Genomic DNA, 17,729 nt, shown 5'->3' on the forward strand with positions numbered 1-17,729 from the left:
CCCTTGTCGTGCAGCGGAGAAAAGTGCTTGGACAGAGTGTTTATCGAGGGCCTGGAAGTCGACACCGTGATTGGTGCCTACGACTGGGAACGAGGCATCCGACAGTGCCTGCGACTTGATCTGAGCTTCGCCTGGGACAATCGCCCGGCAGCGGCAGGCGATGACCTGACCCTGGCGCTCGATTACGCGAGCGTTTCGTCGCGCATCCAGGCCTTTGCCGAGCAGGCACAGTTCCAACTGGTCGAGACCTTTGCCGAGCGTCTGGTTGAAGTGTTGATGAGCGAATTCAAGATCACCTGGATGCGCCTCAAACTGACCAAGCCTGGCGCCGTCCCGGCGGCCACCGGTGGTGTGGGCGTGGAGATCGAGCGCGGATGTCGCTGACTCAGGTGTATCTCGGGCTCGGTAGCAATATCGAGCGCGAAACCCATTTGCAGGCGGGCCTGGAAGCCCTGGCAGGCTTCCTGGTGGATATCCGTTGCTCGGCGGTGTTCGAAAGCCAGCCAGTGGGGATCAAGAGCGGTCCGTTCTTCAATTTTGTGGTGTCGGCTTACACCGATTTGCCGCTGATGGAGCTGGACCGTCGATTGAAATTCATCGAGGCGGACAATGGCCGGTATGCGCCCGACCGCAAGGGTTTGCCGCTGGATATCGACGTGCTGCTGTTTGGCGATCTGGTGGGCAATTTCGATGGATTGATCCTGCCGCGGGCAGAGATTCTGAAAAATGCCTTTGTGCTATGGCCGTTGTCCCTGATTGCGCCGGACAGAGTGCATCCGGGGGTAGGCAAAAGCTTTGCGACGTTGTGGCGTGAGGCGCAGATTGATCAGGTGTTGGCGCCGGTGGCGTTTGAGTGGCGCGGTGAACAGCTGACACCTTCGAGTTTGTTGTGAGGCGGATGACGCCTTCGCGGGCAAGCCTCGCTCCTGCAAGTTTTGCATCGTTCGCCCCATCGCAAACGACTTGGATCTTGCAGGCGCGAGGCTTGCCCGCGAAGCTTTTCAGGCAGACGCCGCCTCTTTGTAGGCCTTCAGCGCTTTTAGTCGCTCACGCTTGATCGCCTCACCCAGCTCCGGCCCCTTCAATCCCTTCTCCAGCAACGGCTGTACCGCCACGTTCCGCGCCGCAGTCGCCGCTCCGCGTAAATAATCCGCCTGTGGGTAACTTCTCTGCTCCAGCCCTTTGCGGCCGCGGGCGTCCATCTCGCACGCCGCAATGAACTCTTCAAACCGCTGCGGCCGACGGTAAACGTCAAAACTCTGCAGCAGGTCCAGTAACGTAGAGGGTTTCAGCTCCAGGGCGCGGTGGCCGTGTGTGTGGTACTGACCCACCAGCAATGCCAATTCCTGACAATCTTTCGGTGCCTTGAATCGTTCATTCACCGCTTTGATCAGCTTCAGGCCCGTGTGCTCATGGGCAATGTGGCGTGGCCATTCTTCCACGGGCGTGAGCCCTTTGCCCAGATCATGCAGCAGGCATGCCCAGCGCACGGTCAGCGGCTGTTTGTGCTGCGCCGCTTGCTCAAGGACGCTCAGGGTGTGCACCCCCGTGTCGATCTCAGGGTGATGGGCTGCCGGTTGCGGCACGCCGAACAGAGCATCAACTTCCGGCATTAACACTTTGAGCGCGCCACATTCACGCAGCACCTCAATGAACACCCGTGGCTGATCTTCCATCAGTGCACGGGAAATCTCTTTCCAGCTGCGTTCCGCCGTCAACGCCTTCAATTCACCTGATTCGCTGAGTTGGCGCATCAGCTCCAAAGTTTCAGGCGCAACGGTGAAACCCAGTCCTGCGTATCGGGCTGCGAAGCGGGCAACGCGCAGGACACGGAGCGGATCTTCGGCGAACGCGGGGGAAACGTGACGAAGCACTCGGGCTTCGAGATCGCGCTGGCCGTGGTAAGGGTCGGTCAGATTCTGCTGATCATCTTCGGCCATGGCGTTGATTGTCAGGTCGCGACGGATCAGGTCTTCTTCGAGGGTGACTTCGGGGCTGGCATGAAAGGTGAAACCGCCGTAACCACGTCCGCTTTTGCGTTCGGTACGGGCGAGGGCGTATTCCTCACCGCTCTTGGGGTGAAGAAATACCGGAAAGTCAGCACCCACGGGGCGATAACCCTGGGCGAGCATTTCTTCAGTGGTGGCACCGACCACGACCCAGTCGATATCGGTGACAGGTTCGCCCAGCAGGCGATCGCGTACCGCGCCGCCGACTTTATAAATCCGCATAAAAAACCTCCGTTAGCTCGACAGAATAACCTTTGCGTCGAACTTCCGGAGGCAGAAACAGGATCAAAGATGAATGACAGCCAAGTCCAGCCGGCCGTAATCCCCCTCGCTGTGCTCGCTTCTGGGCGGGACATGGTGAACTTTCATGACCTGGTCGCCTTGCAGCGTTTCCAGGTGAATGTCGAAGCCCCACAGCCGGTGCAGGTGCTTGAGCACTTCCTCGGTGGACTCGCCCAACGGTTTGCGGTCGTGCTGCTGGTGACGCAAGGTCAGGGAGCGGTCGCCACGCCGGTCGATGCTGTAGATCTGAATATTGGGCTCTCGATTACCCAGGTTGTACTGCGCGGCCAGTGTTTCGCGAATGGTGCGGTAGCCACCTTCATCGTGAATGGCCGGGACCAGCAGGTCGTCCTTTTGGTCGTCATCGAGAATGCTGAACAATTTCAGGTCGCGGATCACCTGCGGTGACAGGTACTGCAGGATGAAGCTTTCGTCCTTGAAGCTGCTCATGGCGAACTTGATGCTCGACAGCCAGTCGGTACCGGCTATCTCAGGGAACCAGCGGTAATCCTCCTCGGTAGGGTGTTCACACATGCGGCGGATGTCCCGGTACATGGCAAAACCCAAGGTGTAGGGGTTGATGCCGTTGTAGTAGGGGCTGTCGAAGCCGGGTTGGTAGACCACGCTGGTGTGGGACGTCAGAAACTCCATCATGAAGCCGTCGGTAACGAGGCCTTCGTCATACAGGTCGTTCATCAGCGTGTAGTGCCAGAACGTGGCCCAGCCTTCGTTCATGACCTGGGTCTGGCGTTGCGGGTAGAAATATTGGGCGATCTTGCGCACGATGCGCACGATTTCCCGCTGCCAGGGCTCCAGCAGCGGCGCGTGTTTTTCGATGAAGTACAGGATGTTTTCCTGAGGTTCGGCGGGGAAGCGCGCGTTGTCCTTGTCGCTGTACTTGTCGGCCCCTTTTGGAATGGTCCGCCACAAATCGTTGATCTGTTTCTGCAAGTGCTCTTCCCGATCCTTCTGCCGGCGGCGCTCTTCTTCAGCCGAAATCGGATATGGGCGTTTGTAGCGGTCGACCCCGTAGTTCATCAGCGCATGGCAGGAATCCAGCAGGTCCTCCACTGCATCGATGCCGTGGCGTTCTTCGCATTGCATGATGTACTGCTTGGCGAAAACCAGGTAATCGATGATCGAGCTGGCGTCGGTCCAGGTGCGGAACAGGTAATTGCCCTTGAAGAAGCTGTTGTGGCCATAGCAGGCATGAGCGACCACCAGGGCCTGCATACAGATGGTGTTTTCTTCCATCAGATAGGCGATGCATGGGTCTGAATTAATCACAATCTCGTAGGCCAGCCCCATCTGCCCACGGCTGTAAGACTTCTCGGTGCTGAGGAAGTGTTTGCCATAGGACCAATGGTGATAACCCAGTGGCATGCCGACGGAGGCGTAGGCGTCCATCATCTGCTCGGCGGTGATCACTTCGATCTGGTTAGGGTACGTATCCAGGGCATAACGAGCCGCCAGGCGACTGATTTCTTTGTCATAGGCCTGGATCAGCTCGAATGTCCATTCTGAGCCGGTGGAAATGGGTTGGCGCTTCTGCTCTTTGGCGGTCATGTCACTAACCTGCGCTGGAAGAGTTCACGGAAGACCGGGTAGATATCCCCGGCCGAGACCAGTTGCTGCTGGGCAAAAGTGTCAGAGAAGGCTTCAGCGATGCGTTCGTATTCGAACCACAAAGCCTGGTGTTCGCGCGGGGTAATCTCAACGTAAGTGTAGTACTGCACGAACGGCATGATCTGGTTGATCAGAATGTCGCGGCAGATCGGCGAATCGTCGTTCCAGTTGTCACCGTCGGAGGCCTGGGCCGCGTAGATGTTCCACTCATTGCTCGGATAACGCTCGGCCATGATTTCCTGCATCAGTTTCAAGGCGCTGGAGACGATGGTGCCGCCGGTTTCCCGGGAGTAGAAGAACTCTTCCTCATCCACTTCGCGGGCGCTGGTGTGGTGGCGGATGAAGACGACGTCGATCTTGTCGTAGTTACGCTTGAGAAACAGGTACAGCAGAATGAAAAAGCGCTTGGCGATGTCTTTGGTTGCCTGGGTCATTGAGCCGGACACGTCCATCAGGCAGAACATCACCGCCTTGGAGCTGGGGTTCGGCTGCTTGATGAGCAAGTTGTACTTGAGGTCGAAGGTATCGAGAAAGGGAACGCGATGGATGCGCGCACTGAGTTTTTCGATTTCTGCTTCGATCTCCTGAATATCGCCGAAGTTATCCGGTTCATCCCGCTTGAGTCGCAGCAGTTCTTCTTTGGCTTCCCGTAACTTTGCCCGGCTGCTGCCAGACAGGGCGATTCGCCGGGCATGGGCCGAGCGCAGGGTACGGATGATGTTGATTCGCGACGGGTTACCTTCGTTGCTGATACCCGCGCGCACGGTCTTGAAGGTGTCGGTGCCGGTCAGGTTGCGCTTGACCAGGTTCGGCAGTTCGAGGTCCTCGAACATGAATTCGAGGAATTCCTCCTGGGTGATCTGGAAGACGAACTCGTCCATCCCTTCGCCCGAGTTGCCTGCCTTGCCTGGGCCTCTGCCGCCACCACCGCCTGGCGGACGGGCAATGTGTTCGCCGCTGGTGAATTCCTTGTTGCCGGGGTGCACGACGGTCTGCTTGCCACCACGTCCATGGTGAAGCACCGGCTCGTCGATGTCGCGGCCGGGGATGCTGATCTGTTCGCCGTGTTCCATATCGGTAATGGAACGCCGACTGACCGCCTCTTCGACGGCCTTTTTGATGTGATCACGATAACGCCGCAGAAACCGCTGACGGTTCACCGTGCTCTTGTTCTTGCCATTGAGACGTCGGTCGATCACATAGCTCATAGGCCCCTCCGGGCGGCTTCAAGTTGTGAGCTACAAGCTGCAAGTAGAAGCTGCCCGGATATCAGGGCTTACGCGCTTTTTCTTGCCGCTTGTAGCTTATGGCTTGCCGCTGCGTCATTGCGATTTCCGGACCCGCAGGTACCACTCGGACAGCAGTCGTACCTGTTTGTCGGTGTAGCCCCGCTCGACCATCCGTGTGACGAAGTCGTTGTGCTTCTGCTGGTCCTCTTTGCTGGCCTTGGCATTGAAGCTGATGACAGGCAGGAGGTCCTCGGTGTTGGAGAACATTTTCTTCTCGATGACCACCCGCAGTTTTTCGTAGCTGAGCCAGGTCGGGTTCTTGCCATTGTTGTTGGCCCGGGCGCGCAAGACGAAGTTGACGATTTCGTTGCGGAAATCCTTCGGATTGCTGATGCCGGCCGGTTTTTCTATTTTCTCAAGCTCTTCGTTCAGCGCGACGCGGTTGAGGATTTCGCCGGTTTCCGGATCTCGGTATTCCTGGTCCTGGATCCAGAAGTCTGCGTACAGCACGTAGCGATCGAAGATGTTCTGGCCGTACTCGCTGTAAGACTCGAGGTAGGCAGTCTGGATCTCCTTGCCGATGAATTCGATATAACGCGGTGCCAGGTACTCCTTGAGGAAGCGCAGATAGCGTTCACGGGTCTCGGCCTGGAATTGTTCCTGTTCGATCTGTTGTTCCAGCACATAGAGCAAATGCACCGGGTTGGCGGCGATTTCGTGCGGATCAAAGTTGAAGACCTTGGACAGGATCTTGAACGCAAACCGGGTCGACAGACCGTTCATGCCTTCGTCGACACCGGCGTTGTCGCGGTATTCCTGGATCGACTTGGCTTTCGGATCCGTGTCTTTGAGGTTCTCGCCGTCATACACACGCATCTTGGAATAGATGTTGGAGTTTTCCGGCTCCTTGAGGCGTGAGAGCACGGTGAACTGGGCGAGCATTTTCAGGGTGTCGGGTGCGCAATGGGCCTTGGCCAGAGAGCTGTTGAACAGAAGCTTGTCGTAGATCTTCACCTCGTCGCTGACCCGCAGGCAATACGGCACTTTGACGATATAGATCCGGTCGATGAAGGCTTCGTTGTTCTTGTTGTTGCGGAAGGTGTGCCATTCCGATTCGTTGGAGTGAGCCAGCAGGATCCCGGTAAACGGAATCGCCCCGAGGCCTTCGGTACTGTTGTAGTTGCCTTCCTGGGTGGCGGTCAGCAATGGGTGCAGCACCTTGATTGGCGCCTTGAACATTTCGACGAATTCCATCAGGCCCTGGTTGGCCCGGCACAGCGCGCCTGAATAGCTGTAGGCATCAGCGTCGTTCTGTGGGTATTCCTCCAGTTTGCGGATGTCGACCTTGCCCACCAGCGCCGAGATGTCCTGGTTGTTTTCATCGCCCGGTTCGGTTTTGGCCACCGCGATCTGGTTGAGGATCGACGGATAGAGTTTCACCACGCGGAACTGGCTGATGTCGCCGCCGAATTCGGCCAGGCGCTTGGTGGCCCATGGAGACATGATGGTATTGAGGTAGCGCCGCGGAATGCCGAAGTCTTCTTCGAGGATCGCACCATCTTCAGTGGCGTTGAACAGGCCCAGCGGCGACTCGAATACCGGCGAGCCCTTGATGGCGTAGAAGGGCACTTTCTCGATCAGTTGTTTGAGCTTCTCGGCCAGGGACGATTTACCGCCACCGACGGGGCCGAGCAGATAGAGGATTTGTTTCTTCTCTTCCAGGCCCTGAGCGGCATGGCGGAAATACGACACGATCTGGTCTATGCATTCTTCCATCCCGTGGAAGTCTTCAAAGGCCGGATAGCGGCGGATCACCTTGTTGGAAAAGATTCGCGACAGTCTCGAGTTGGTCGAGGTGTCGAGCAGCTCCGGTTCTCCGATGGCCAGCAATAGACGCTCGGCGGCGGAGGCGTAGGCGCTGCGGTCCTGTTTGCACAGCTCAAGATACTCTTGCAGCGAGAGTTCTTCCTGGCGTGTGGACTCGAAGCGTTGTTGGAAGTGGCTAAAGATACTCATGACGTCACCTCGCTCGATACGTGGAGCCGACGCCGGATCATTCAGTCGATGCTGGCAGCAACCGGATATGCAGTCGCTGTTTACCCCCCAGAACTCTTTCGAAGCTGACGACCTCGAAAGCTACTCCCGATGACCCGCGCGCCGGTGTACCGGCTCTCCCCTGTTTTGGATGGCCTGCGCTTAAGGATAGTTGCTTATTCAGGAGGTAAAGGCGAGATACGTAATTAGTTGTGGCAGACCGTTCGTCTGCCACCGCGCGAGCCCACAGGGGACGGGGCTTGCACGTTACAAAAAAATTATTCGGAAGTGCCTTGCGCCGTTTCCGCAGGATAAGTCGTACGCCACAGCTCAAAACCGCCATCCATGCTGTACACGTCGGAAAAGCCCTGGCTGATCAGGTATGCGGCGGCGCCCTGGCTGGAATTGCCGTGATAGCAGACCACCACGGTCGGTGCGTCCAGATCGGCCGCCTGAATGAAGGCATGCAGGGAATGATTGTCCAGATGCTTCGAGCCGCTGATGTGCAGGGCGGCATAGGTCGCGGGGTCACGGACATCGACCACCACGGCGCCTTGTGCGCGCAGGGCCTGTGCCTGTTCTGGGGGGATACGTTTGAATTCGCTCATGGCGGGCTCCTGTGGCTCGGCTGAAAGCGCAGTCTAGCGCTGGGCGCTGGCTGGCGTTTGTTCGCTAGTTCGTGGGGCGACTGGCGGCGCGGCGGCATGGCCATGCTCGTCGCATTTGCAGGACAGGCGTTCGCCGCTGTCGACGTTCATCATCGTCAGGGCACCGCCCCAGACGCAACCCGTGTCGAGCGCAGAGATGCCCGGTTCGTTGCACTGGCCTTCAAGCGCGGCCCAGTGCCCGAAAATGATTTTCACGCCTTTGGTCTTGCGTTCCTTGTGCTGGAACCAGGGTTTGTAGCCGGGTGGCGCAGTGCCCAGGCCTTCCTTGCTCTTGAGGTCCAGCTTGCCTTCGGCCGTACAGAAACGCATGCGGGTGAAATAGTTGGTGATCACCCGAAGGCGCGTGACGCCTCTGAGGTCGCTGTCCCATTTCGCCGGATCGTTGCCGTACATGCCGTCGAGGTAGGGCGGCAGCAGATTGTCGTCGCGTAGCGCCGTCTCGACCTCGGCGGCGTACTTCAGTGCTTTGCGCAGCGACCATTGCGGGGGAATACCGGCATGCACCAGCGCAACGTTACGTTGTTCGTCGTAATGCATGAGTTTTTGCTGGCGTAGCCATTCCAGCAGCTCGGCGCAATCGGGGGCTTCGATAATTTCGCGTAGGGTATCGGTTTTCTTCAGGCGTTCGATGTTCTTACCGGCGGCCAGCAGGTGCAGGTCATGGTTGCCGAGCACGCACACCAGCGATTCGCGGATGCTGTAGAGAAAACGCAGGGTTTCCAGCGACTGCGGGCCACGGTTGACCAGATCGCCCACCAGCCACAGACGATCCTTTGTCGGGTCGAACGCGACTTTTTTGAGCAGGCATTGCAGGGCTTCAAGGCAGCCTTGAAGGTCTCCGACGGCATACGTCGCCATCAGTGCAGGGCTCCGGGCACCGCCAGGCGGAATGGCGCGATAACGGCGTCAAAGTGTTTGCCGTCGTCGGCGATCATTTCATAAGTACCCTGCATCGTACCGACCTTGGAGGTCATGACGGTGCCGCTGCTGTAGGTATGGCTCTTGCCTGGTTCGATCAACGGTTGTTGGCCGACAACGCCCGCACCGCGAACCTCTTCGACATGCCCGTCGCCATCGGTGATGACCCAGTGCCGAGACAGCAGTTTGGCCGGTAGCTCGCCATTGTTGTGCACGGTAATGGTGTAGGCAAAGGCGAAGCGGTTGTGCTCGGGTTGCGATTGTTCTGCCAGATAGCGGGTGACGACGCTGACGTCGACCTGATAACGAGGATCGGACATGCAAGAGGCCTTAAAAGCGAAGCGGGACGCGGGGCGTAGCTGATGGAGCTCAGTCTAGGCCAAGTATCGGGTAGTAAACCAGACATGGGCGCTGGTGTCCTACCCGATAACGCTCGTCGGCTGTCAGTCGACGGCGGGAGTAGCCAGGACTTGTTCGCTGAGCTTGTCGGCAAGGCGCACGAAGGCGGCAAGGTCGAGCTGCTCTGGACGAAGGCTGCCGTCGACGCCGGCTGCCGTGATTTCGTCGTTGCTCAGCAGCAGCTTGAGGGTATTGCGCAGGGTTTTGCGGCGCTGGTTGAAGGCTTCGCGCACAACACGCTCCAGCAGCTTGTGATCCTTGGCCGGGTGCGGCAGCACCGCGTGAGGCACCAGGCGCACGATGGCTGAATCGACTTTCGGTGGCGGATTGAACGCACCGGGGCCAACGTTGAACAGATGCTCAACCCGGCAGTGATACTGAACCATGATCGACAGACGGCCCCAGTCACCGCCACCAGGGCCCGCCGCCATACGCTGGACCACTTCCTTTTGCAGCATGAAGTGCATGTCGCGAATCAGGCTGGCGTTGTGCAGCAAGTGAAAAATCAGCGGCGTAGAGATGTTATATGGCAGGTTGCCGACGACCCGAAGGCTGCCCGGGGCTGCGTTCAGGCTGTTGAAGTCAAACTTCAGTGCGTCGCCCTGATGCAGGTTGAAGTTGCTCTTTCCGGCGAACTGCTGATTGAGGATCGGGATCAGGTCTTTGTCCAGTTCCACCACGTCCAGTTGCGCGCCACTGCCCAGCAGGCCTTGGGTCAACGCACCCTGGCCCGGGCCGATTTCCAGCAGGCGGTCTTCAGGCTTGGCGTGGATGGAGCGCAGGATGCGGTCGATAACGCCGGCATCGTGCAGGAAGTTCTGGCCGAAACGCTTGCGCGCCCGGTGTTGGTAATGCTCGGTCATATACGGGTCTCGGCCATCTGGTAGGCGGTTTCCAGGGCGACTTGCAGGCTGCCGGTGTCGATGTTGCCGCTGCCGGCCAGATCCAGGGCAGTGCCGTGGTCGACCGATGTGCGGATGATCGGCAAGCCCAGGGTCACGTTGACTGCCGCGCCGAAGCCTTTGTATTTCAGCACAGGCAGGCCCTGGTCGTGGTACATCGCCAGCACCGCGTCGCAGTGCTCCAGATATTTGGGGGTAAACAGAGTGTCGGCGGGCAGGGGGCCGCGAAGGTCCATGCCCTCGCCGCGCAGACGCTCTAATGTAGGTTCGATGATGTCGATTTCTTCATGGCCCAGATGTCCGCCTTCACCGGCGTGCGGGTTTAGCCCGCAGACCAGGATGCGTGGCCGGGCGATGCCGAACTTTTGTTGCAAGTCCGTGTGCAAAATCCGTGTGACCCGCTCCAGACGCTCCGGGGTGATTGCATCGGCAATCTCCCGAAGGGGCAGGTGAGTGGTGACCAGCGCCACGCGCAAGCCGCGGGTGGCAAGCATCATCACCACTTGTGCGGTATGGGTCAGGTCAGCGAGAAATTCGGTGTGCCCGGAGAAGGCGATGCCCGATTCATTGATCACGCCCTTGTGCACGGGGGCAGTGATCATTCCGGCGAAATGCCCGTCGAGGCAGCCTTGGCCCGCACGGGTCAGGGTTTCCAGAACGAAAGCCGCATTGGCCTTGTCCAGTTGCCCGGCGATGACCGGTGCATTGAGCGGGGTATCCCAGACATACAGGCTGTTGGCGGGTGCCGGGGCATCCGGCCAACTGTCCGGTGTTACCGGCAGCAAATCGACGACCACACCCAGCTGCGCGGCCCGCTCAAGGAGCAGGTCGCGGCTGGTTATGGCAATCAGGGGATGTGGCTGGGCTTGCGAGGCGAGCAGCAGGCACAGGTCAGGACCTATGCCGGCCGGTTCGCCGGGTGTCAGCGCGAAACGCTTGGGTTTCACTGCGCTGCCTGGTCTGCACCAGGGAGTTTGATCTCTACATACGCTTCGTCACGGATCTGACGCAGCCAGGTTTGCAGCTCTTCGTCGTATTTGCGGTTACGCAGTACGGTCATCGCCTGCTGCTCACGGGCCTGGGTCGTGCTGTCGGTGGCGCGGCGGCCAAGGACTTCCAGAACGTGCCAGCCGTATTGAGTCTGGAACGGCTTGGACAGCTGACCTTGCGGGGTCTTGGCCATCACTTCGCGGAACTCGGGCACCAATGCGTTCGGGTCGATCCAGTTCAGGTCGCCACCGTTGAGGGCGGACCCCGGGTCTTCCGAGAAGCTTTTCGCCAGTTCGCCGAAATCTTCGCCCGCTTCGATTCGGGTATAGAGCGATTCAGCCAGGGCTTTGGTTTTTGCTTCGTCACGAATCGGGCTAGGTTTGACCAGGATGTGACGCACGTGCACTTCGTCACGGGTCTGGGTCTCACCGCCACGCTTGTCGAGGATCTTCAGGATGATGAAGCCCCCCGGCGTGCGCATTGGCTGGGTAATGTCGCCAACGGTCATGGTGCTCAACATGCGATCGAACGGAGGTGGCAATTGAGCGGCTTTACGCCAGCCCATGTCGCCGCCTTCCAGTGCGGTTTCGCTGGCGGATTTGGCGATTGCCAACTGACCGAAGTCAGCGCCTTGCTTGAGCTGCTGGTAAACCGCGTCCGCTTGCTTGGCTGCATTCTGAATTGCATCGGAGTTGGCGCTTTCCGGCGTAGGAATCAGGATGTTGGCCAGACGGAACTCTTCGGACAACTGCATTTTGCCGAGGTCGGAAGCGAGGAAGTTCTTCACTTCCTGTTCAGACACCTGAATGCGCTCGGCCACACGACGCTGGCGCACTCGGCTGATGATCATTTCGCGACGAATCTGGTCCCGTGCGTCCTCATAAGAGAGGCCGTCACGAGTCAGGGCAGCACGGAACTGATCAATCGACATGTTATTGCGCTGGGCAATGGTGCCGACAGCCTGGTTCAGTTCTTCATCGGTAATGCGGATGCCGGAACGCTCGCCGATCTGCAATTGCAGGTTTTCGACGATCAGACGCTCAAGCACCTGCTGATCCAGCACGCCGGCCGGCGGAACCGCAGAACCGCGTTTGGCGATGGTTTGCTGAACTTCGTGAACACGCTGGTCCAGTTGGCTTTGCATGACCACGTCGTTGTCGACGATGGCCACCACTTTATCGATGGACTGTACCGCGGCGTTCGCCGCAGTACCCAGGAACAGCGCGCCCAGCACTAGCGGGCGCAGACAATCAGAAAGCTTGGTCTTCACGTTCACGATAACCTTGGATGCCTTTGTCGAGGAAGCTCTCTACTTTGGCGCCGGTGAGGCCGCCGAGACCTTTCAGAACGATTTGTAGGAAGACGCCGTGGTCGCCTTTTTCGTTTTGCGGGGCATCTTGACTGAACTCGTCATAGGAAACCCAGTAACGGTTGATCAGGCGCAGTTTCCAGCAGCAGTTGTCGTACTCGAAACCACCGAAGGCTTCCAGGGTACGGTTGCGGTTGTAGTCATACTGCCAGCGGCTGATGGCGTTCCATTGCGGCACGATTGGCCAGATCACCGAGAAGTCGTGCTGTTGGATTTTGTAGTAGTCCTTCACGTAGCCAGGTTGGCCTGGGGTGCCGTAATCACCACCGCCCACCGACCATTTACCGCTGTTCTGGTCGTAACGGACCTGGTCATTGCGATAGCGATAACCGGCGTTGATGACCTTGTTCGGGTTGTCCTCAGGCTGGTAGTGGAACATCGCGCTGCCCGAGCGAGGGCTGCGGCTGTCCGGGTCCCAGTTGTAATCGGCCGTGGTGCGCCAATCGCGGTTCCAGCGGTATTCGTATTCCAGCGCATAAGGCGACACGTTGGAGTGCGCATCGTCGCGGGTCTTTGCATCGATACCCGGCAACTGAACTTCGCGGTCCTTGAAGTACAAGGCCTGGCCGACACTGATGCGTTGACGTTCGAAGCCGTTGTCTTCGATCCAGCGGCTGGTCACGCCCAACGACAGTTTGTTCTCGTCACCGACGCGGTCGGAGCCGGAGAAACGGTTATCACGGAAGAGCGACGCATAGTTGAAGGTGTATTCGCTGGTATCAAATACCGGAATGTCTTCCTGATCGGTCTCTGGTACGTACAGATAGAACAGGCGCGGTTCGAGAGTCTGACGGTAGTTCTTGCCAAACCATTGCGTATTGCGATCGAAGTAAAGCCCGCTGTCGACACTGGCGATCGGCACGCCACGGTTCTGATTGCTGTCAAACTTTCCGAGTAGCCTGTCCTGTTCTGCGGTCTGGTTGGAAACAAAGGTTTTGCCCCTGTTGTCCAGATCCAGGCTGTATTGGGTGTACTGGTACTTGAGCGTCGGCTTCAGGAAGCCGTAAGTCCAGTTCAGAGGCAGACTGACGGCTGGCGCAAGGTTGAGACGATCACCTGTAGCGCGTGCCAAGCCAACAACGTTCGTGTCTAGGCGCGGAGTCACGTTCCCGTCTTCGTCGGTGAAAGTGCCGTTTTTCAAGTCGCGATCAAACCGTACCAGCTCGGTCTGGTAATCAAAGTTCAGGCCGGCCGGTTGAGTTGGTAGCCGGCCCGCAAACGTAATCTGTGGCAAGCGGTTATACGGTGTAATGTTCGACACCGTTGCAAGCTGATAGGCCTGTGCATTCAGTTGAGCGTAGTAACTATCGCCACGGTAAGTGACGGAGCCTTGCTGGTTAACATAATCGGCGCTTTTTATACCAATCTGATCAGTCTGCAAGTCTTGAAAGTAATACGGATCGCTGATCTTAGTGTAATCAACCTGCGTGAGGACCCGCGAATCCAGACCACCCTTGTGCTGCCAGTTATACATGTAGCGGTTTTTCTGGTAGTCGGTCTGCTTGCTGCGATCGGTATCTTCGTCGTTGAGGTACGCAGCACCGAACTGACCTTCGCTGGACGGGGTCAGGTAGCGGAACTCGCCTTCCATCAACAAGCCGCGCTTGCTCATGTAGCGCGGATACAACGTGGCATCGTAGTTCGGTGCCAGGTTGAAGTAATACGGTGTGACCAGCATGAAGCCGGTATCGCTGCCCGTGCCGATAGTCGGCGGCAGGAAGCCGGACTGGCGACGGTCATCGATCGGGAAATAGATGTACGGCGTGTACAGGACAGGAATGTCCTTGACCCGCAGTGTCACGTTGGTCGCGGTACCGAAGCCGGTCGCCGGGTTCAAGGTGATGTTGTTGCCCTTGAGCTGCCAGGCGTTGCTGTTCGGTTCGCACGTGGTGTACGTACCATCCTTGAGGCGGATGATCGCGTTTTCGGCACGTTTGGCGTACAGCGCGTTACCGCGGATACGGGATTTGTGCATCACGTATTCGGCGTTATCGACCTTGGCTTCACCGGTATCGAGCTGCACGTCGGCGTGGTCGCCCACGATCAGTGCGCCGTTGTCGCGAATGCGCACGTTGCCGCTCAGTTCGCCACGGCTCTCGGCCTGGTAAAGATTCGCTTCGTCGGCTTCAACCTGCATGCTGCCCTGGCGCATGACGACGTCACCGGCCAGGGTCGCGACTTGCTCTTCCTGCTTATAGCGGGAGGCTTTCGCGCCGATAAAGGTTGGAGCGTCACTTTTATCCGTCTTGTCATTCATGCCAGGACGAATCGGTTCGATATAGGAACCAGAGCAGTAAGGACCGGTCTCGGCCAGTTGCGCTGCCGTGAGGTTCTCGCGCGGAACCCAGTCGAGGTGACTGTAGTCTGCACTACGCGACTTCAGGCCGCGTCCTTTGGACTCGGTAACCAGCACAGGCTTGGCGCCAGTGTCTTCACTGGTGCCACTTTCGGACGCAGGTTCGCCGGTGGCGGAAACTGCGCTGCCGTCATGGACGGGACGCGGAGGCAATGCCGCCGCTGGCGCTTTTGGCGCACAGTCCCAGGCACCCGAAGCAGAGACTGAGCAGTCATACTGTTCCGCGGCGACCACGAAAGAAGTGGCTAGGGGTTGCAGGGCCAGCAGACTGCCGGTAACCAACAACGGAAATTTTTTACGAAACGCGGGGGATTTCAATGCCATCTTATTAGTCCGGGCTTCCTGCGTGCCATCTGCCCGCGGTGTGGGCCGCACGCCTCTCGATGGTCTGAAAAAGATGCTGGATAATAAAGCATGACCCGCTTGACGGCTAGCGCCGTCGGAGACCCTTGCAATGCCTGACCAAGATGTACGTTTGCAACACCTGAAAGTTTGGCTCGATGAGCAGTTGGCTATCCTCTTTGCAGAACAGGGCTGGGGCGTCGTACCCCCGGCCACATTGACCGCGGCCAGTAGTGACGCGAGTTTTCGGCGCTATTTCCGGTGGGAAGGCGAAGGCAGAAGTTTCGTCGTGATGGACGCGCCACCGCCCCAGGAAAACTGCAAACCCTTCGTGGATATCGCTTTTTTGTTGGCGAAGTCCGGAATAAATGTGCCGAAAATTTATGCCGAAGACCTCGAACGCGGATTTCTTTTGCTCAATGACCTGGGCAACAAGACTTATCTGGACGTGATCGACAGCGAAAACGCCGACGATTTGTTCAAGGATGCCCTGCAAGCATTGCTGGCTTTCCAGCAATTGCCGATGGTCGCGCCGTTGCCGAGTTACGACGTGGCTTTGCTGCGTCGTGAGCTGGAGCTGTTCCCCGAGTGGTACGTGAAGCGCGAGTTGGGCATCGAATTCGACTCGGCGCAGCAAATGCTCTGGCAGCACGTGACTGAGCTGCTGATCGACAGCGCCCTGGCCCAGCCTAAAGTGCTGGTGCATCGCGACTATATGCCTCGCAACCTGATGCTCAGCGAGCCGAACCCCGGCGTGCTGGATTTCCAGGACGCGGTCTACGGCCCGGTGACCTATGACGTCACTTGCCTGTTCAAGGACGCTTTCCTCAGTTGGCCCGAGGAGCGTGTGCACGCCTGGCTGGAAAATTACTGGCAGCAAGCGGGTGCGCTCGGCATTCCCGTGCAGCCTGATTTCGAAGACTTTCTGCGCGCCAGCGACCTGATGGGCGTGCAGCGTCACCTGAAAGTGATCGGCATTTTCGCCCGCATCTGTCATCGCGACGGCAAGCCGCGCTACCTGGCCGATGTGCCGCGCTTCTTTGCTTATATAGATGCAGTGATCGCCCGCCGTCCTGAGCTGGCCGAGCTGGATGTGTTGCTGCTGAGCCTGCGTGCTGGAGCCCCTGCATGAAGGCGATGATTCTGGCGGCCGGCAAAGGCGAGCGCATGCGCCCGCTGACCCTGACCACACCCAAACCGCTGGTTCGTGCTGGCGGCGTGCCTCTGATCGAGTACCACTTGAAAGCCCTGGCAAACGCCGGGTTTACCGAGATTGTGATCAACCACGCCTGGCTCGGTCAGCAGATCGAAAGCTACTTGGGTGACGGCTCGCAATACGGCCTGCGTATTCATTACTCACCGGAAGGGGAGCCACTGGAAACCGGCGGCGGTATCTTCCGCGCATTGCCTCTGCTGGGCGATGAAGCATTCCTGGTGGTCAATGGTGACATCTGGACTGACTACGACTTCAGCGTGCTGCATCAACCCATCGCCGGGTTGGCGCACCTGGTGCTGGCGGACAATCCGGCCCATCACCCGACCGGCGATTTCACGCTGGTCGACGGGCAAGTGCGCGACGGTCAGCCTGACGCCGACACCCTGACCTACAGCGGTATTGCCGTGCTGCATCCGCAACTGTTCGACGGTTGCTCGGCCGGCGCCTTCAAACTGGCGCCGTTGCTGCGCAAAGCGATGGCGGATGGACAGGTTACCGGCGAACGCCTGAGCGGACACTGGGTGGATGTCGGCACGCATGAACGCCTGGCTGAAGTTGAAACCCTGATAGAAGCGAGACGCTGAGATGCTGTGGCCAGGGACTCTGATTGGAGCCGGAGCGGGCTTTGCCATAGCCAGCATTCCGGGGGCCATGCTCGGTGCTTTGCTGGGACAGGCGCTGGATCGGCGCTTGCACCTGCAAAGCTGGGGGCATTTGCGTGAAAAGCTCGGCGGTCGTCCGATGCTGCGCAACGATGAACTGTTGTTCGTGTTGCTGGGACGGTTGGCCAAGAGCGATGGACGCGTGGTGGATGGTCACATCCAGCAGGCTCGTCAGGAAATGCGTGCGCTGGAAATGACCGAATCGGCGCAGCGTCGTGCCATTGCCGCGTTCAATCGCGGCAAGTCGGGCCGTGACCGGTTGCGCGGGTATCTGCGGCGCTTGAGTGCTCAGCCCCACGCCGCGGAAGGCGTATTGCGCGCCTGTTGGCGCATGGTTTGGGCCGATGGGCGTGCGGGGAACAATGAACGTGAATTGCTGGCCCTGTGGGGCAAGTGGCTGGGCTGGACGCCGCAACAAGTACTGGCGCTGGCGGCTGACTACGATCAGCACAAGCGCCCGCAGGTCAGCAGCACCCTGACTTATCAGGATGCCTTGCAGCTGTTGGGGGTGTCGGCGACCAGCGAGCCGGCGCAGATCAAGCGTGCCTATCGACGCCTGCTCAGTCGCCACCATCCGGACAAGATTGCCGGCAGCGGTGCGACGGCGTTGCAGGTGCGTGAGGCGACTGACAAGACCCGCGAACTGCACTCGGCCTACACGTTGATTCGTGAGCGGCGGGATTTTCGGTAGCTGGAAAGATTCGTGTCGCCAGGGATACCGTCTTCG

The 17,729-nt window shown here is 58.7% G+C and carries 16 protein-coding genes; 5 read left to right on the forward strand and 11 right to left on the reverse strand.

The features are described from left to right. Positions 1-27: 27 nt before the first annotated feature. Positions 28-384 (forward strand): dihydroneopterin aldolase, encoded by a 357-nt coding sequence (gene folB, locus BLU63_RS13430; protein WP_008051601.1) that lies wholly within the window; start codon positions 28-30, stop codon positions 382-384. Further along, a complete protein-coding gene (gene folK, locus BLU63_RS13435; protein WP_083375637.1) occupies positions 375-893 on the forward strand; it encodes a 2-amino-4-hydroxy-6-hydroxymethyldihydropteridine diphosphokinase in 519 nt (172 codons plus the stop codon). The genes folB and folK overlap by 10 nt, the downstream gene beginning before the upstream one ends. A gap of 108 nt (positions 894-1,001) precedes the next feature. On the opposite strand, the gene BLU63_RS13440 is transcribed toward folK, so the two are convergent. The 11 genes from BLU63_RS13440 to BLU63_RS13490 form a co-directional block, all read right to left on the reverse strand. After that, entirely contained in the window at positions 1,002-2,231 is a 1,230-nt protein-coding gene (locus BLU63_RS13440; RefSeq protein WP_083375638.1) for a multifunctional CCA addition/repair protein, read from the reverse strand. A 63-nt stretch (positions 2,232-2,294) separates the two neighbouring features. Further along, positions 2,295-3,857, reverse strand: coding sequence for a SpoVR family protein (locus tag BLU63_RS13445; protein WP_077747309.1), 1,563 nt, complete (start codon positions 3,855-3,857; stop codon positions 2,295-2,297). After that, positions 3,854-5,125 (reverse strand): YeaH/YhbH family protein, encoded by a 1,272-nt coding sequence (locus BLU63_RS13450; RefSeq protein WP_010467159.1) that lies wholly within the window; start codon positions 5,123-5,125, stop codon positions 3,854-3,856. Before BLU63_RS13450 ends, BLU63_RS13445 begins: the two co-directional genes overlap by 4 nt. Positions 5,126-5,239: 114 nt before the next feature. Next, the gene (locus BLU63_RS13455; RefSeq protein WP_010467160.1) at positions 5,240-7,162 is read right to left on the reverse strand and encodes a PrkA family serine protein kinase; all 1,923 of its coding nucleotides are present in this window, start codon (positions 7,160-7,162) and stop codon (positions 5,240-5,242) included. Positions 7,163-7,458: 296 nt separating this feature from the next. Then, entirely contained in the window at positions 7,459-7,788 is a 330-nt protein-coding gene (gene glpE / locus BLU63_RS13460) for a thiosulfate sulfurtransferase GlpE (RefSeq protein WP_077747310.1), read from the reverse strand. A gap of 33 nt (positions 7,789-7,821) precedes the next feature. Next, positions 7,822-8,706, reverse strand: a complete 885-nt coding sequence (locus BLU63_RS13465; RefSeq protein WP_077747311.1) for a symmetrical bis(5'-nucleosyl)-tetraphosphatase — start codon at positions 8,704-8,706, stop codon at positions 7,822-7,824. Then, positions 8,706-9,086 carry a Co2+/Mg2+ efflux protein ApaG gene (gene apaG, locus BLU63_RS13470; protein ID WP_010467163.1) on the reverse strand — a complete coding sequence of 127 codons (381 nt, stop codon included), beginning with the start codon at positions 9,084-9,086 and terminating at the stop codon, positions 8,706-8,708. Before apaG ends, BLU63_RS13465 begins: the two co-directional genes overlap by 1 nt. A gap of 123 nt (positions 9,087-9,209) precedes the next feature. Next, entirely contained in the window at positions 9,210-10,028 is an 819-nt protein-coding gene (rsmA, locus tag BLU63_RS13475) for a 16S rRNA (adenine(1518)-N(6)/adenine(1519)-N(6))-dimethyltransferase RsmA (RefSeq protein ID WP_010467164.1), read from the reverse strand. Next, complete coding sequence (gene pdxA, locus BLU63_RS13480; protein WP_083375639.1) at positions 10,025-11,014, reverse strand: 4-hydroxythreonine-4-phosphate dehydrogenase PdxA; 990 nt, start codon at positions 11,012-11,014, stop codon at positions 10,025-10,027. The genes rsmA and pdxA overlap by 4 nt, the downstream gene beginning before the upstream one ends. Continuing rightward, positions 11,011-12,327, reverse strand: a complete 1,317-nt coding sequence (gene surA, locus BLU63_RS13485) for a peptidylprolyl isomerase SurA (protein WP_010467166.1) — start codon at positions 12,325-12,327, stop codon at positions 11,011-11,013. The genes pdxA and surA overlap by 4 nt, the downstream gene beginning before the upstream one ends. Continuing rightward, positions 12,308-15,106 (reverse strand): LPS-assembly protein LptD, encoded by a 2,799-nt coding sequence (locus tag BLU63_RS13490; protein ID WP_083375640.1) that lies wholly within the window; start codon positions 15,104-15,106, stop codon positions 12,308-12,310. The genes surA and BLU63_RS13490 overlap by 20 nt, the downstream gene beginning before the upstream one ends. Positions 15,107-15,236: 130 nt before the next feature. Between BLU63_RS13490 and BLU63_RS13495 the strand changes: the two genes are divergently transcribed. From BLU63_RS13495 to BLU63_RS13505, 3 genes are read left to right on the forward strand one after another with little or no spacing between them, the layout of a single operon-like run. Then, entirely contained in the window at positions 15,237-16,256 is a 1,020-nt protein-coding gene (locus BLU63_RS13495) for an aminoglycoside phosphotransferase family protein (RefSeq protein WP_077747314.1), read from the forward strand. Beyond that, a complete protein-coding gene (murU, locus tag BLU63_RS13500) occupies positions 16,253-16,924 on the forward strand; it encodes an N-acetylmuramate alpha-1-phosphate uridylyltransferase MurU (protein ID WP_083375641.1) in 672 nt (223 codons plus the stop codon). Before BLU63_RS13495 ends, murU begins: the two co-directional genes overlap by 4 nt. Before the next feature lies 1 nt (position 16,925). Next, positions 16,926-17,693, forward strand: coding sequence for a TerB family tellurite resistance protein (locus tag BLU63_RS13505; protein WP_083375642.1), 768 nt, complete (start codon positions 16,926-16,928; stop codon positions 17,691-17,693). Positions 17,694-17,729 lie beyond the last annotated feature (36 nt).

This window comes from Pseudomonas mandelii (genome assembly GCF_900106065.1).
In the GTDB taxonomy this organism is placed as follows: domain Bacteria; phylum Pseudomonadota; class Gammaproteobacteria; order Pseudomonadales; family Pseudomonadaceae; genus Aquipseudomonas; species Aquipseudomonas mandelii.